Source organism: Litoribacillus peritrichatus, assembly GCF_039537985.1.
GTDB classification, from domain to species: domain Bacteria; phylum Pseudomonadota; class Gammaproteobacteria; order Pseudomonadales; family Litoribrevibacteraceae; genus Litoribacillus; species Litoribacillus peritrichatus.
Genome location: NZ_BAABBN010000015.1, coordinates 140,913 through 155,166 on the forward strand (window position 1 = coordinate 140,913; position 14,254 = coordinate 155,166).

Annotated in this window: 15 protein-coding genes and 1 tRNA gene; all 16 read left to right on the top strand. The window is 45.8% G+C overall.

Annotated features, from left to right (window positions below; all coding sequences use genetic code 11):
- Positions 1-41: 41 nt before the first annotated feature.
- Complete coding sequence (locus ABD744_RS20000) at positions 42-503, top strand: HIT domain-containing protein (protein ID WP_344800366.1); 462 nt, start codon at positions 42-44, stop codon at positions 501-503.
- 77 nt (positions 504-580) lie between these two features.
- On the top strand, positions 581-1,744 hold the full coding sequence (locus ABD744_RS20005; RefSeq protein ID WP_344800367.1) for a murein transglycosylase domain-containing protein: 1,164 nt from the start codon (positions 581-583) through the stop codon (positions 1,742-1,744).
- A 442-nt stretch (positions 1,745-2,186) separates the two neighbouring features.
- Entirely contained in the window at positions 2,187-2,591 is a 405-nt protein-coding gene (locus tag ABD744_RS20010) for a hypothetical protein (protein ID WP_344800368.1), read from the top strand.
- Positions 2,592-2,931: 340 nt separating this feature from the next.
- Positions 2,932-4,704 carry an aspartate--tRNA ligase gene (gene aspS / locus ABD744_RS20015; RefSeq protein WP_344800369.1) on the top strand — a complete coding sequence of 591 codons (1,773 nt, stop codon included), beginning with the start codon at positions 2,932-2,934 and terminating at the stop codon, positions 4,702-4,704.
- A 107-nt stretch (positions 4,705-4,811) separates the two neighbouring features.
- Positions 4,812-5,336 carry a crossover junction endodeoxyribonuclease RuvC gene (gene ruvC / locus ABD744_RS20020; RefSeq protein ID WP_344800370.1) on the top strand — a complete coding sequence of 175 codons (525 nt, stop codon included), beginning with the start codon at positions 4,812-4,814 and terminating at the stop codon, positions 5,334-5,336.
- 18 nt (positions 5,337-5,354) lie between these two features.
- A complete protein-coding gene (gene ruvA / locus ABD744_RS20025; protein WP_344800371.1) occupies positions 5,355-5,969 on the top strand; it encodes a Holliday junction branch migration protein RuvA in 615 nt (204 codons plus the stop codon).
- A 61-nt stretch (positions 5,970-6,030) separates the two neighbouring features.
- Positions 6,031-7,044, top strand: coding sequence for a Holliday junction branch migration DNA helicase RuvB (gene ruvB, locus ABD744_RS20030; protein WP_344800372.1), 1,014 nt, complete (start codon positions 6,031-6,033; stop codon positions 7,042-7,044).
- 180 nt (positions 7,045-7,224) lie between these two features.
- Positions 7,225-7,908 (top strand): protein TolQ, encoded by a 684-nt coding sequence (tolQ, locus tag ABD744_RS20035; protein WP_344800373.1) that lies wholly within the window; start codon positions 7,225-7,227, stop codon positions 7,906-7,908.
- Between the two features lie 74 nt (positions 7,909-7,982).
- The gene (gene tolR / locus ABD744_RS20040; RefSeq protein WP_344800374.1) at positions 7,983-8,432 is read left to right on the top strand and encodes a protein TolR; all 450 of its coding nucleotides are present in this window, start codon (positions 7,983-7,985) and stop codon (positions 8,430-8,432) included.
- A gap of 4 nt (positions 8,433-8,436) precedes the next feature.
- Positions 8,437-9,402, top strand: coding sequence for a cell envelope integrity protein TolA (tolA, locus tag ABD744_RS20045; RefSeq protein ID WP_344800375.1), 966 nt, complete (start codon positions 8,437-8,439; stop codon positions 9,400-9,402).
- Between the two features lie 6 nt (positions 9,403-9,408).
- Positions 9,409-10,725, top strand: a complete 1,317-nt coding sequence (tolB, locus tag ABD744_RS20050) for a Tol-Pal system beta propeller repeat protein TolB (RefSeq protein ID WP_344800376.1) — start codon at positions 9,409-9,411, stop codon at positions 10,723-10,725.
- Positions 10,726-10,853: 128 nt separating this feature from the next.
- Complete coding sequence (gene pal / locus ABD744_RS20055) at positions 10,854-11,459, top strand: peptidoglycan-associated lipoprotein Pal (protein ID WP_344800377.1); 606 nt, start codon at positions 10,854-10,856, stop codon at positions 11,457-11,459.
- Positions 11,460-11,474: 15 nt separating this feature from the next.
- Entirely contained in the window at positions 11,475-12,437 is a 963-nt protein-coding gene (locus tag ABD744_RS20060; RefSeq protein ID WP_344800379.1) for a tetratricopeptide repeat protein, read from the top strand.
- Positions 12,438-12,583: 146 nt separating this feature from the next.
- Complete coding sequence (gene queE / locus ABD744_RS20065) at positions 12,584-13,237, top strand: 7-carboxy-7-deazaguanine synthase QueE (RefSeq protein WP_344800380.1); 654 nt, start codon at positions 12,584-12,586, stop codon at positions 13,235-13,237.
- Positions 13,238-13,326: 89 nt separating this feature from the next.
- Complete coding sequence (gene queC, locus ABD744_RS20070; protein ID WP_344800663.1) at positions 13,327-14,016, top strand: 7-cyano-7-deazaguanine synthase QueC; 690 nt, start codon at positions 13,327-13,329, stop codon at positions 14,014-14,016.
- Positions 14,017-14,149: 133 nt separating this feature from the next.
- A tRNA-Lys gene (locus ABD744_RS20075) sits at positions 14,150-14,225 on the top strand.
- Positions 14,226-14,254: the final 29 nt, after the last annotated feature.

Genomic DNA, 14,254 nt, shown 5'->3' on the forward strand with positions numbered 1-14,254 from the left:
CTGCCGCAGGCACCAAATTTTTTTTGCCTGGGAGAAAGGCTATGGATGGACCATTAACATTTGAATTACATGAGCGCTTAGCCGCTGATACGTTCCATATTGGTGATTTTCCGTTGTGTCAGGTCTTAATGATGAATGACCAACGTTACCCTTGGTTTATTCTTGTTCCTCGTAAGTCACAGTTGACGGAACTTTATCACTTGGTCGAAGAAGATCGGGTAAATTACATTCAGGAAACCTCCTTCTTATCTCAGAAAATCATGGATGCTTATGCAGGCCATAAATTAAATGTGGCTACGTTAGGTAACGTGGTTCCTCAGTTGCATGTTCATCATGTGGTTCGCTATCGCGAAGATGAAACATGGCCTGGTCCTGTTTGGGGGCAAGGTGAAGCTGTACCCTACCAAGATTCGGTTCTTAAAGAGCGTTTGTCTCGCTTATCTTTGCTGGAAGGGGAGCTATTTACACCCACTCAGTTTTTCAAGGATATGACACACAGCTAAGATTTTTTTTGAGCCGACGTGTGTCATCACTATGAATTCGAAAAACACTATATTGATAGGGGTTGAACCAGGCTGCTATGAACGTTTTTAAACCCGTTTTAATTTACTCCCTCATGACGGCGCTGTGTGGTTCGGCTTCTTTCTGGTCTTTACAGGCGAATGCCTCTGACTACCGAGATGTCATCAACGAGTTCGATCAGTATAAGCAATCCACTGAAGCTGAATTCGAAGCATTTGAAAAAGCAATTGATCTGGCGTATCAGGAGTTTATGGGTGAAATTGAAGCGGTCTGGGGGGATACAACCTTTACCAGTCGTCATCAATGGGTTGAATACGACGAAACGTTAACTCAGCGCACATTAGTGGACTATCAGGCTGATGAGATCGTGGTGGAGTTTATTGATGTTGATGCGGATCAGGTGTCGTCGGTTGAGCTTGCAGAACAACTGAATAAAACCCTGTCCTCCACTTTGGCTCAGGCGGTAGAGAATGACCCTGTATTGCAAAAGGCAGCTGAGCAATCGAACCAGACCATTCAGGTTGAGGGTGAAAGTGCTCAGGTCACTATGCTACCGGAATTGTTGACCAGCCAAAATGAAAACTCCATGGCAGTGGCAAAGGCACTGACCACGGGCGATGGCGTGAGCCAGAGTTATTTGCCCAGTTCCCGGCGCCTCACTGTCGTCATAACACTCCCGGAAGAATACGGGATGAAAAAAGCTGACCGATATTGGGAGGCTACAGCTAAATACGCTAAAGAATGGAAGCTTGAGCCTGCATTGGTGATGGCAATTATCCATACCGAAAGCAGTTTTAACCCAATGGCGCGCTCCCGAATTCCTGCCTATGGTTTGATGCAAATTGTCCCACGTACTGCCGGGAAAGACGCAGCCAAGAAAATCTACGGTAAAAGTAAGCTGTTTAAAGCCAAGTATTTGTACAATCCGGAAAATAATATTCGGGTCGGTGCGGCTTATCTGAATGTGCTTAATTATCGCTACTTGCGGGGTATTCATAACCCGGAAAGTCGCTTGTACTGTACGATCGCTGCTTACAATACCGGTACTGCGAACGTGGCAAAAGCCTTTATTGATCAGAAAAGTATGCAAAAGGCTTATGCCCGGATTAATCAGCTGGAGCCGAGTGAGGTCTATGACATTTTGGCCACTCGTCTACCTTACAAAGAAACCCGAGGTTACCTAAAGAAAGTGGTTGGTCGTTATTTACAGTACGTAAATTAAGCCTCTGATTTTTATGTCAGACATTTCCTCCATTCTATGTGTTATGGCCGAGAGCTGATAGACTGATAACTAAGGAACCTCTGAACAAGTCCGCTCTAGTTCAGCGGGCGCTAGAAAAACGTTAGAACAAGGCGAGCTTCGTAGAGAATGTCTAGACCTTTTCAAGAAGTTCAACACAGTTATAACGTTTTTAAAGCCCCGCCCTTCGGGGCCTTAAGAGAAATGCCTCTTTTTTGTTGCGGCTTTTTGACGTAACCCGTTATGCCTTCAAAACCGCGCCTCAAATAGACATTTCTCTTATAGGCCTGAGCAGAGAGGGACTTATTCAGAGGTTCCCTAAGAATAAATCGTAAAAATACGTATAAGTGAATTGAAAAATATAACTATAAGTCTCTTCTAAGAGATTCGAGAATACTGAAACGACTAAGGAAAGAGGAAATCAATGAAAAACACGTTTTTATTGATCTGTTCGCTGTTGTTTGTGTGGTTGGCAGGGTGTCAAAGCCAACCGGTGCAGCAGCATGTTGCTCAGCCTGCGATGCCAGGTTGGATCTTGAATCCCGGTAATGGCGCTGTGGGTTCATCCGTGATTCATGTTAAAGGTGTGCATTTTCAGAAACAGTTGGCTGTTTCGAGGGCGAGACAGGAGTTAGCGGCTCGTCAGGGTGTGGATGTGGAATACATTCAAATGTCGACCGAAACAGTAAACAACCAAAATGCTTATACAAAAGTAAAGCGGGTGGGCAGTGAAGAGGTTTCCACGAAAACGGTGAAAGCCAGAGTGACTCAAACCTGGCAAAACCCAAACACCCGTGAGATTTTTGTGTTGGTAGAGCCGATCAATTAAGCGAGTATTTTAGGTATTCGGCCAAAGAAATTTCTGATAACGTAAAAAGTCCGGCTAACTGGTGGTAGCCGGACTTTTTTTTGTTGTTATAATAAGCCTCTTTTTTCGGTATCACATGAGCTTATTGGGTTGGTTACCGAAACGCCATAGCAAAAAATAGCTTGAGACCTGGGACGTTAAAGACTGTGCTGTTTCCTTAAATAGCTAACTTTTCAATGGATTACCTTGGTTTATTTGGCCTGAATAAAATTTCTGATTTCATTAAAGCTATCTTAAGGGCGGCTTTGATGAAATTTATGACGTATTTGAAAAAATAATTAAATTTTAGGAAATAGAAATTATGCGCAGCCATTATTGCGGTGCTTTAAGAAAAGAACATGTAGGACAAGAGATTACTCTGTGCGGTTGGGTTCATCGTCGTCGTGATCACGGTGGCGTTATTTTCCTGGACGTAAGAGACCGCGATGGTATTACGCAGGTAGTATTTGATCCGGATCGTGAAGACAGCTTCGCGACAGCGGACAGCGTTCGTAATGAGTTTGTTATTCAGTTGACGGGTATGGTTCGTGATCGTCCTGAAGGCACGACCAATAAAGAAATGCCTACGGGTGAAATTGAAGTGCTTGGTCACTCTTTGATCGTGTTGAACAAAGCAGAGACGCCTCCGTTCCAGTTGGATGAGCACCAGAGTGTGGGTGAAGACATCCGCCTGAAGTATCGTTATGTGGATCTTCGTCGTCCTGAGATGCTGACTAAACTGCGTCTGCGTTCTAAAATCACTACGGCGATCCGTAATCACCTGGACGGTGAAGGCTTCCTGGATATTGAAACACCAATCCTGACGCGCGCTACGCCCGAAGGTGCCCGTGATTATTTGGTGCCTAGCCGTACTCACGCCAATAACTTTTTCGCGTTACCTCAGTCTCCTCAGTTGTTTAAGCAGCTTTTGATGGTTTCTGGTATGGATCGTTACTACCAGATTGCTAAGTGTTTCCGTGATGAAGATTTACGTGCTGATCGTCAGCCTGAATTTACCCAGATTGATATCGAGGCGTCTTTCGTTTCTGAAGAAGACATCATGTCGATCACTGAAGGCATGATCCGTAACCTGTTTAAAGAAACGCTGGACGTTGATCTGGGCGCATTCCCTAGAATGCCTTACGCAGAAGCAATGGAAAAGTACGGCAGCGACAAGCCGGACATGCGTATCCCGCTTGAGTTGGTTGATGTTGCTGACCTGATGACCGAAGTAGAATTTAAAGTGTTCAGCGGTCCGGCGAAAGATCCAAAAGGTCGTGTGACTGCGCTTCGTCTACCGAAAGGCGCTGAACTGACCCGTAAGCAGATTGATGGCTATACGCAGTTTGTAGGCATCTACGGTGCGAAAGGTCTTGCATACATCAAGGTAAATGATAAATCTAACGTGGAAGAAGGCCTTCAGTCTCCGATTGTTAAGTTCTTACCAAACGATGTGCGCCAGGCAATTCTTGAGCGTACTCAGGCTGAAGACGGCGATTTGATTTTCTTTGGTGCGGACTCTGCGAAAGTCGTTACTGAAGCACTGGGTGCGCTACGTTGTAAGTTAGGTGAAGATCTTGATCTTTATACGTGTGCATGGGCTCCGCTTTGGGTGGTTGATTTCCCAATGTTCGAAGAAACATCGGACGGTGGTTTGACTGCTATTCACCACCCGTTTACTGCACCTTCATGCACGCCGGAAGAACTGAAAGCAAACCCAATTGATGCGCTTTCTCAAGCGTATGACATGGTGCTTAACGGTTGTGAATTGGGTGGTGGTTCTATCCGTATTCATGATCAGGCGATGCAGGAAGCAGTATTTGAAATTCTTGGTATCTCTGAAGAAGAGCAACAAGAGAAGTTCGGCTTCCTGTTGGATGCATTGAAGTTTGGTGCTCCACCGCACGGTGGTTTGGCATTTGGTCTGGATCGCTTGGTTATGTTGATGACAGGCTCAGACTCGATTCGTGAAGTTATTGCTTTCCCTAAAACCCAAAGCGCAAGCTGTATGATGACAGACGCACCGGGTGAAGTTTCAAGCAAGCAACTTCGTGAGCTGAACATCAAGCTTAGAAAATCAGCAACTGAAGAATAATTCCATTTTTTAAGTTGTAATAAAGAACCTTGATCGGCTGGTATTTATATCAGCCGTTCAGGGTTCTTTTGTAAGATGGCCAGTTAAAATTTCAGTGGGCGTTAGTTATGGCAATCATATTAGGGATTGACCCCGGTTCTCGTGTGACGGGTTATGGTGTGATTAATACCGTAGGCGTGAAACATGAATACATTGCCAGTGGTTGCATTCGGGTGAAGGGTGAAACCTTGCCAGAAAAGCTGAAATACATTTTTGAAGGTGTGAATGAGGTCATTGATACTTACATTCCACAAGAGATGGCCATTGAACAGGTTTTTATGGCCAAAAACGCGGATTCTGCACTAAAACTGGGACAGGCGAGAGGCTCTGCGATTGTGGCTGCAACCTCCCAGAACCTTCCCGTGTTTGAATACGCGGCTCGTCGTGTTAAACAGTCTGTCGTGGGCAAAGGCAGTGCGGATAAAGCGCAGGTTCAGCATATGGTTAAAACCTTGTTGAAACTGGCCGCGACCCCTCAGGCCGATGCTGCAGATGCGTTGGCCATTGCTTTATGCCACGCCAATACTCGCTTGAGTATGGTGAAGATGGGCGGAGCCAATGCTGTGCGACGAGGCCGGGTCAGAACGATTTAACTTTGAAAAGGAAAGAGCGTGATAGGTCAGATTAAAGGCGTACTTGAAGAAAAAAATGCACCTCAACTGTTGGTTGATGTGAACGGTGTTGGTTACGAAATCGAAGCGCCTATGACCACGATTTTTCAGTTAGGAAGTGTAGGAACAAACGTTGTTTTGTATACGCATCTAACGGTAAGAGAAGATGCGCATTTGCTTTACGGGTTTATTTCTAAACGAGATCGAACCTTGTTTAAAACCTTGATCAAAGTGAATGGCGTTGGCCCTAAGATGGCTCTGGGCATTTTATCAAGTCTCGATGCTGATCAGTTTGTGTCCTGTATTCATGCAGAAGATACTACCGCATTGGTGAAACTGCCTGGAATCGGCAAGAAAACTGCTGAACGACTGGTCATCGAGATGAAAGATCGCCTTAAAGACTGGGCGGGTGCTGAAACGGCGTTGCCTCTGGAAGCTGCCTCTGGTAATACTCCTGTTCCGGATCAGAACGCTGAGCTGGAAGCTGAAAGTGCCCTGATTGCATTAGGCTACAAGCCGCAGGATGCTACGAAGATGGTGAATGCGGTGAAAGGTCAGGCACAATCCAGTGAAGAACTGATTCGCCTGGCGCTAAAGAGTATGGTTCAGCGTTAAGCAACACACATTAAACCGTTAATTTAATTATTAATAAAACCTCTGAATTGGTATTGATTTCATGTTAGAACCGGATCGTTTAATTTCAGCAGAAGAGGCTCCTGTGGAGCTTAATCATGACAGGGCGCTTCGCCCGAAACGATTGGCTGATTACGTTGGTCAGCATGAAGTTCGCGACCAAATGTCGATCTTTATTGAGGCGGCCCGGAAGCGGGAAGAAGCACTCGATCACACCTTGATTTTTGGCCCTCCGGGTTTAGGGAAAACCACTTTGGCCAACATCGTAGCCAATGAAATGGGTGTGGATATTAAAACCACCTCTGGCCCTGTGTTGGAAAAAGCCGGTGATCTGGCAGCTATGCTGACCAATCTGGAACCGCACGATGTGCTGTTTATTGATGAAATCCACCGTTTAAGTCCGGCGATCGAAGAAGTTTTGTACCCGGCAATGGAGGATTATCAGCTGGATATTATGATCGGTGAAGGGCCGGCAGCACGATCCATTAAACTGGATTTGCCACCGTTCACCCTCGTCGGAGCAACGACCAGGGCTGGTTTGTTGACGTCTCCACTGCGTGACCGGTTTGGTATTGTTCAGCGGCTTGAATTTTATTCAGTGAAAGATCTGACCTTCATCGTACAGCGTTCTGCTGAAAAGCTGGGTATGACGATGGATGTAGCCGGGGCGGAAGTCGTTGCCCGGCGATCAAGAGGGACACCGCGTATTGCGAACCGCTTACTTCGCCGAGTCAGAGATTTTGCGGAAGTTAAGTGCGAAGGGGTTGTGGATAAGAGTGCTGCGGATCAGGCGTTGAATATGCTGCATGTGGATCAGCACGGTTTGGATCACATGGATCGCAGGTTGTTGCTGGCCATGATCGAAAAGTTTGACGGTGGCCCGGTTGGGGTCGACAGTCTGGCGGCCGCGATCAGTGAAGAGCGGGATACCATTGAAGATGTTCTTGAACCTTATTTGATTCAGCAAGGCTTTGTTATGAGAACGCCGAGAGGCCGTGTCGTCACCCAAAGTGCTTACTTGCACTTTGGCTTAGACGTACCAAAAGAAGATAAATAACCTGATTTCTTCTGAAAAAGTGTGAATTGATATAAATTTGTGCATAAACGCATGAACGAATCAATATTTTTAAACTCTTAAGTAGTACACTTGAGACCTTACTTTAAGCACCTAACTCGAATGGCCTTCACAAAGTAACGGCCTTCGTTACAGGATATATCTTCAAAAAGGGATAAATACATGCAGGAACAACTATCTGTATGGGAGTTGATCAGTGATGCATCGCTGCTGGTTCAACTGGTAATGCTCATTCTTCTTCTGGCCTCCGTAACTTCCTGGGCCATCATTGTCCAAAGAGCCCGAATTTTATCGGCGGCCAAACGCTCAGCTTCAGAGTTTGAAGACCGCTTTTGGTCAGGCATGGATTTGGCGCAGCTTTATCGTGAAGTGTCGACTAACCCAAACCCAGACAGTGGCATGGAAAGTATTTTTCGCGCCGGTTTTAAAGAGTTCAGTCGTTTGAGACAACAACCCAGTGTTGATCCGGATGCGGTGATGGAAGGCTCGTTAAGGGCCATGCGCGTGGCGTGCTCGAAGGAAGCAGAAAAACTGGAAGAAACGCTTCCTTTCTTGGCAACCGTAGGTTCGACCAGCCCGTACATAGGTTTGTTTGGTACGGTTTGGGGCATCATGAACTCATTCCGTGGTTTGGCAACCATGAAGCAGGCAACGCTTGCTGTTGTTGCTCCTGGTATTTCTGAAGCGTTGATTGCAACGGCCATTGGTTTGTTTGCGGCGATTCCGGCTGTGATTGGTTATAACCGTTTTACCGCCGTCGCGGACGATATTGTCAGCAGTTACGAAACCTTTGCCGATGAATTCTCAGCCATTCTTCACCGTAAAGTCCACTCCGTTCAGGGGTAAGTCGATTTAAAACGCCTTCAGGGAGAAGGCGTTGTAAACACAGCTGATGTCAAATTGTTAAACAGGGTATAAACATGGCGGCTCCTCATCCTATTCGTGGCTCAAATAAAAAGCACAGGCCTATGTCTGAGATCAATGTGGTTCCTTACATTGATGTTATGTTAGTGCTGCTTGTAATTTTTATGGCAACGGCGCCTTTATTAACGCAAGGGGTCAGTGTTGAGCTGCCAAAAGTGGATTCTGAATTGATTGATGAAACCAAACAGGCAGACCCTATGGTTGTTTCTATCAACCAGCAAGGCGATTATTTTCTGGAAGTAGGCAGCTCAAACCGAAAAGCCATTGAATTGGAGAAACTGCTGATTCGGGTGAAAGCCAAGCGGAGTCAGGCACCGGATACAGCGGTGTTGATTCGGGGAGATGAGCGCGTTCCTTACGGTAAAGTCGTGGCTTTGATGGGGCAGTTGCAACAGTCAGGCGTCGAAAATGTCGGTTTGATTACTGAGCCAGTAGAGACCAATTAAATCGATGAATGCTTTGAAAACGCTTAAAACACCGCTGCTGATTTCCGGAGCACTGCATGTTCTGTTTGCGCTGTTGCTATTGATTAATTGGGGCAGTGAAAAAACCGAAAAAGAACAGGTTGTGGTGCCTCAGCACGTCAAGGCTTCGGTGGTAACGGATGACCCGTTAAAATATAAAAAACAACAGAACATGGCCGAGAAGCGTAAGCAGTGGGAGGCGGAGCGCAAGCGCAAAGCCGATCAGGAGCGTAAGCGCGCATTGGCGGAAAAGAAAAAGATAGAAGATAAGAAGCGCAAAGAAGCCGAGCGCAAGAAAAAACTGGCAGATCAAAAACGAAAGGATGCAGCCAAGAAAAAAGCGGCGGAAGAAAAGAAAAAACAAGAAGCCCTGGCCCTGAAGAAGAAAGAGCAGGCGCAAAAGAAAAAGGAAGCCGAGGACAAGCGCTTGGCGGAAGAAAAGAAAAAAGCGGATGAGTTAAAACGAAAGCAGGAAGAAGAGCGCAAAGCCAAAGAAGAGCTTCGTAAACAGGAAGAAGAGTTGGCACGTTTGGAGCTGGAAAGGAAGGAAAAAGAGCAGGAAGAGCAAGAGTTGAAAGAGCTGGAACTTCTTGAGCAAGAACTTGCAGAGCTGGAAAGACAGGCAAGTGAGCGCAAGAAAAACCAGGAAAGCCAGAATAATATGATTATTCAAATATCTGCGATTATTAAAGAGTCGGTAAATGCGAATTGGGAGCTACCACCTGGATATGATAGCCAGTGGAATGTTGTCTTAAGATTGTACTTTCAGCCTGATGGTGACTTGAGAAAAGTTGAAACCGTTCGCTCCTCTGGGAATGTAGGTTTTGATCGAAGTGCGGAACAAGCAGCTTGGCGGATGGGAACTATTCCTGAAATTCGTGATCTTGATGAAGCAACCTTTAAAAAAATTCAACGTATTAAGCTGGAGTTTGCTCCAGAATCAGGAGAATAAATAGCTATGGTTCTATGGCGCGCTTTCATCCTGTTTGTAGTGCTCATTACATCAGTGAATGCTAAAGCAGAACTAAAAATTTTGATCACTAAAGGCGTCGAAAGTGCCATTCCTGTGGCTGTGGTGCCTTTTTCCTGGAAAGGCAGCAATGCGTTGCCTGAACAAGTGTCCGATATTATTTCGAATGATCTCTATCGCAGTGGATACTTTGACCTGCTTCCCATCGAGAATATGTACAGCTTGCCGAATAAAGCGGCAGACTTTGTGATGTCTGACTGGGAGCGGACCAGTCGTGATTTTGTGCTCATTGGTGAAATTGACTTTGACAGTGCTTCAAAAAAATACAAAGTCCGGTTTGAACTGTTTGATATTTTCCTGGGACAGTCGGTGCTGGCTGAAATTGTCCCCGGCGATGCGCATCAGTTAAGGGACATAGCCCACTACATCAGTGATAAAGTATACGAAAAGATCACGGGTAAACCCGGTGCGTTCTCTACTGAAATTGCTTATGTTACGGTTGAAAATGTGAAAACAGAACCTGTTTATCAACTGAACATTGCCGATGCGGACGGTGGCCGGGCTCGTTATGTGCTTCGTTCCGATGAGCCAATCATTTCTCCGAATTGGTCGAACGACGGTAAAAAACTGGCCTATGTGTCGTTCGAACGCAGAAAAGGCCAAAAGCTGGGCCGACCTGCGATTTATGTTCAATATAAAGAAACAGGGAAGCGCGTTCGTGTCTCGTCATTTGAAGGCTTAAACGGAGCTCCGAGTTGGTCGCCGGACGATCAAAAAATGGCGTTTGTTTTGTCTCGTGATGGCAATCCGGAGATTTATGTGCTTGATCTCAGAACAAAAAAATTGACCAGAAAGACGAAACATTATGCAATTGATACCGAGCCAAGTTGGACTCCGGACGGAAAAGGCATTATCTTTACTTCAAATCGCAGTGGAAGCCCCCAGATTTACAGGCTGAGTCTTGAAACAAACAAGGTGGAACGCTTAACATATAAGGGCAATTACAATGCGAGAGCACAAATGACCAAAGATGGACGCTATTTGGTAATGGTGCACAGAAATACAAATGTTTTTCATATTGCTAGACAAGACTTGCAAACAGGACGTATTAAAGTCTTAACTGAAAGTGATCTTGACGAATCACCGAGCGTTGCTCCAAATGGCGGAATGGTGATCTATGCTACTAAGTATCGGGGTCAAGGCGTGTTATCTGTGGTTTCAATTGATGGAGATGTCAGTATGCGACTTCCATCAAATAAGGGTGATGTTCGTGAACCTGCTTGGTCGCCGTACATAAGACGATAACTTGAAGTTTGAGCTTTAGGGCTCGTTAGTGGTAGGCAATTAGCGAAAGCTAAACAGGACTTTAGCCTAGAGCCAATGAACACTGAGAATTTATAAACTGCAAATCTAACTGAATTATGGGAATAATTATGGACTTTACGCCATTTAAAAAAATAGCTTTGGTAACTTTGTCTGCTGCTGTCTTGGCTGCTTGTGAATCGACCCCAACTAACACGGGTACTGAAACGGCCGGAACTACTACTGGTACTTCTAGCCAGGCAGAAACACAGAACACGGGTTCAACTACTTCTACAGCTACCTCTGGTACTTCAGGGGCTGTTAGTGGTCAGTCTGTTTCTGGTCAAACTGTTGAGTCTGGCGCTGAGTATGCAAACGCCGAAGCCAATGCAGTAAAAGAAGCGGCTATGAATGCCTTGACTGTATTCTATTTTGACTTCGATAAATCTGAAGTCAGACCGGCTGCATTGAATGCGCTTAAAGCACACGCTGCGTACTTGAAAGCAAACGACAGTGCTAAGGTAAACTTGGCCGGTCACGCAGATGAGCGCGGTACTCGCGAGTACAACCTTGCTTTGGGTGAGCGTCGTGGTAAAGCAGTTGCTCGCGTTTTGATGGCGGAAGGCGTTGCTTCTTCTCAAATCGAAGTGATCAGCTACGGTGAAGAAAAGCCAGTTGCATTTGGTAAGTCTGATTCAGATCTTGCTAAAAACCGTCGTGTAGAGCTTAGCTACTAATCGGTTAGATAATATATGAAAAGATGGTTTAATTATCTTTTGGGGGCTTGCCTGGTGCAGCCCCTTTTTGCTGTCAGTGCCTATGCGGTTCAGGTAACTGAGTCAACTCCGGTTTATGTTGCGCCTGGTGTGCGAGGTAATAACCCGGTGGTGCCTGCTCAAAAACCTGCTACCCAGAACACGACAGTTAAAAATCAGAATACGGTACAAAATCCGGAAAACAAATCTTCCTCCCAATACGTTGGCAATGAATCATCTCAGGCGGTTGCCGCTAAGGATGAAACCGATGATGTGGAAGACTTTGGGATCATTACAGACTCGGTGCAGGCTGCCAATCCGTTGGCGGATGATCGCTCATTGTTGGTGGGTGAACTTCAGACCTTACGTGCTGTGGTTGAGCAACAAGCGAAAGAAATCGGTGAGTTGAAGCAGCGCAACAAAGCCTTGTATCAGGATTTGGATCGACGAATTCAGCTGTTGTCGGAAAAAGTCGTGGTGCTGGAAAAGCGCAAACCTTCAGTAGCGACAGCTTCTCCGGTTGCATTGGATTCAGTTGATTCAGAAGCCGATGTGACTAGCGCTGATGACGCAGCTTCGAAAGAAACGGATCAGACTCGCTACCGAAAAGCCAAAGCGATTTTGGATGAGGGTGGTCGCGATACAAAAGCGGCTTTAGAGTTTGTTAAATTGCTTAGGGATTACCCTGATACGCCACTGAAACCGAATGTGTATTATTGGTTAGCGCAGATTTATAAGCGTGGCGGTGAAGTTACGAAAGCGGAAAGCTTTTATAACCGTGTCCTTGAGGAATATCCAACCAGCATTAAGGCCGCATCCAGCTTGTATTCCCTTGCGGCGCTTAAAGCTTCGAATGGCCAAGAGGAAGACGCGAAAGTACTTTGGGGGGATTTGCTAAAGAAATATCCAAAGTCTGCCGAAGCGGTTAAAGCGAAAGCAAAACTTGAAAGTCTTCAGTAGCTTAGCTTTGAGTTTTTGTTAAATTGCTGCCTTGTTGGTTATGTTTTTATCGGTGATTACCTGTCGATAGGGTAATCATCGGTTTAAACTCGGCCCTGCATCGGGTAATATCGCGCCTCATGTTTCATCTGGCGAATTATTGAGCTATGTCCGACGCGGAAAAATTACGAATTACTGAGATTTTCTATTCTCTTCAGGGGGAGACTCGCACGGTTGGTCTGCCTACTGTCTTCATCCGGTTAACCGGTTGTCCTTTACGTTGTGAATATTGTGACACTGAATATGCTTTCAGTGGTGGCGAATGGTTTACGCTGGACGAAATTCTGGACGAAGTTGCAAAGTACCCTGCAAAACACATTACGGTGTCCGGCGGTGAGCCTTTGGCTCAACCAAATTGCTGGCCGTTGATGGAAAGACTTTGCGATAAAGGCTACGAAGTTTCACTGGAAACCAGTGGTGCGATTGATGTTTCGAAGGTCGATGCTCGTGTAGTGAAGGTTATGGATCTAAAAACACCGGATTCCAAAGAGAGTCACCGCAATTTGTACGACAACATTGCGCATTTGAATCAGCAGGATCAGGTGAAGTTTGTTATTTGCAGCCGACAGGATTACGACTGGTCTAAATTACAAGTTGATCAATACAAGTTGTTGGACCGGGTGGATGACGTACTTTTTTCACCCAGCTTTCATCAGGTGTCCGCAACTGATCTGGCAGACTGGATTGTGGAAGATGGCATTCAGGTGAGAATGCAGTTGCAGTTGCACAAATTACTTTGGAACGATGAACCCGGCAGATAATTTATTGAGATTGAAGCGTAATTCATTAGAACGTTACGAATCACAAATTAATGCGTCAATAATGCCTGACGCGCTTAAGATGATTAAATATTGAGGTTAAGAAGACAATGACGAAAAAAGCCATAGTTTTGGTTTCAGGGGGACTGGATTCAGCAACCGTTTTGGCCATGGCCAAAGCCCAGGGATTTGAATGTTATGCCTTGAGCTTCAATTATGGTCAACGTCATACCTCTGAATTGCAGGCGGCTCAGCGTGTTGCTCAACAAATGGGCGTCAAAGAACATAAGGTGGTCACCCTTAATCTTGATGATATCGGTGGCTCTGCTCTGACGGATGACAGCATTGATGTGCCGGAAGAAGAGAGTGACGGTATTCCGGTCACTTACGTCCCTGCCCGTAATACCGTATTTTTATCCATCGCTTTGGGTTGGGCAGAGGTCATCGAGGCTCAGGATATTTGTATTGGCGTGAATGCTGTGGATTACTCTGGCTATCCGGATTGTCGCCCTGAGTTTATTGAGGCCTTTGAGCGCATGGCTAACCTGGCAACTAAGATGGGCGTTGAAGGTCAGAAGATTACTATCAATACACCGCTTATGAAGCTTTCTAAAGCGGATATCGTTACGGAAGGAACAGAGTTAGGTGTTAACTACGCCGATACTGTGTCCTGTTATCAGGCGGATGACGATGGTCGTGCCTGTGCCAAATGCGATGCCTGTCGTCTTCGTCAGGTGGGTTTTGAGCAGGCGGGTTTGGTTGATCCTACGCGATACCAATAAGTCACGTTTGTTGGTAAGTAGGATTGTTTTGTTTAGGGGGAATTGAATAACGAGAAATTTTCAAAAAAATCCAAGATTTTTCTCCAAAGGTCTTGCATTTGATTATTTTGACGTTATTATACGCAGCCTCTCCGGGTCGTTAGCTCAGCTGGTAGAGCAGTTGGCTTTTAACCAATTGGTCGCAGGTTCGAATCCTGCACGACCCACCAGTTTTTAAATAAAGTTGATGTATTTCGGC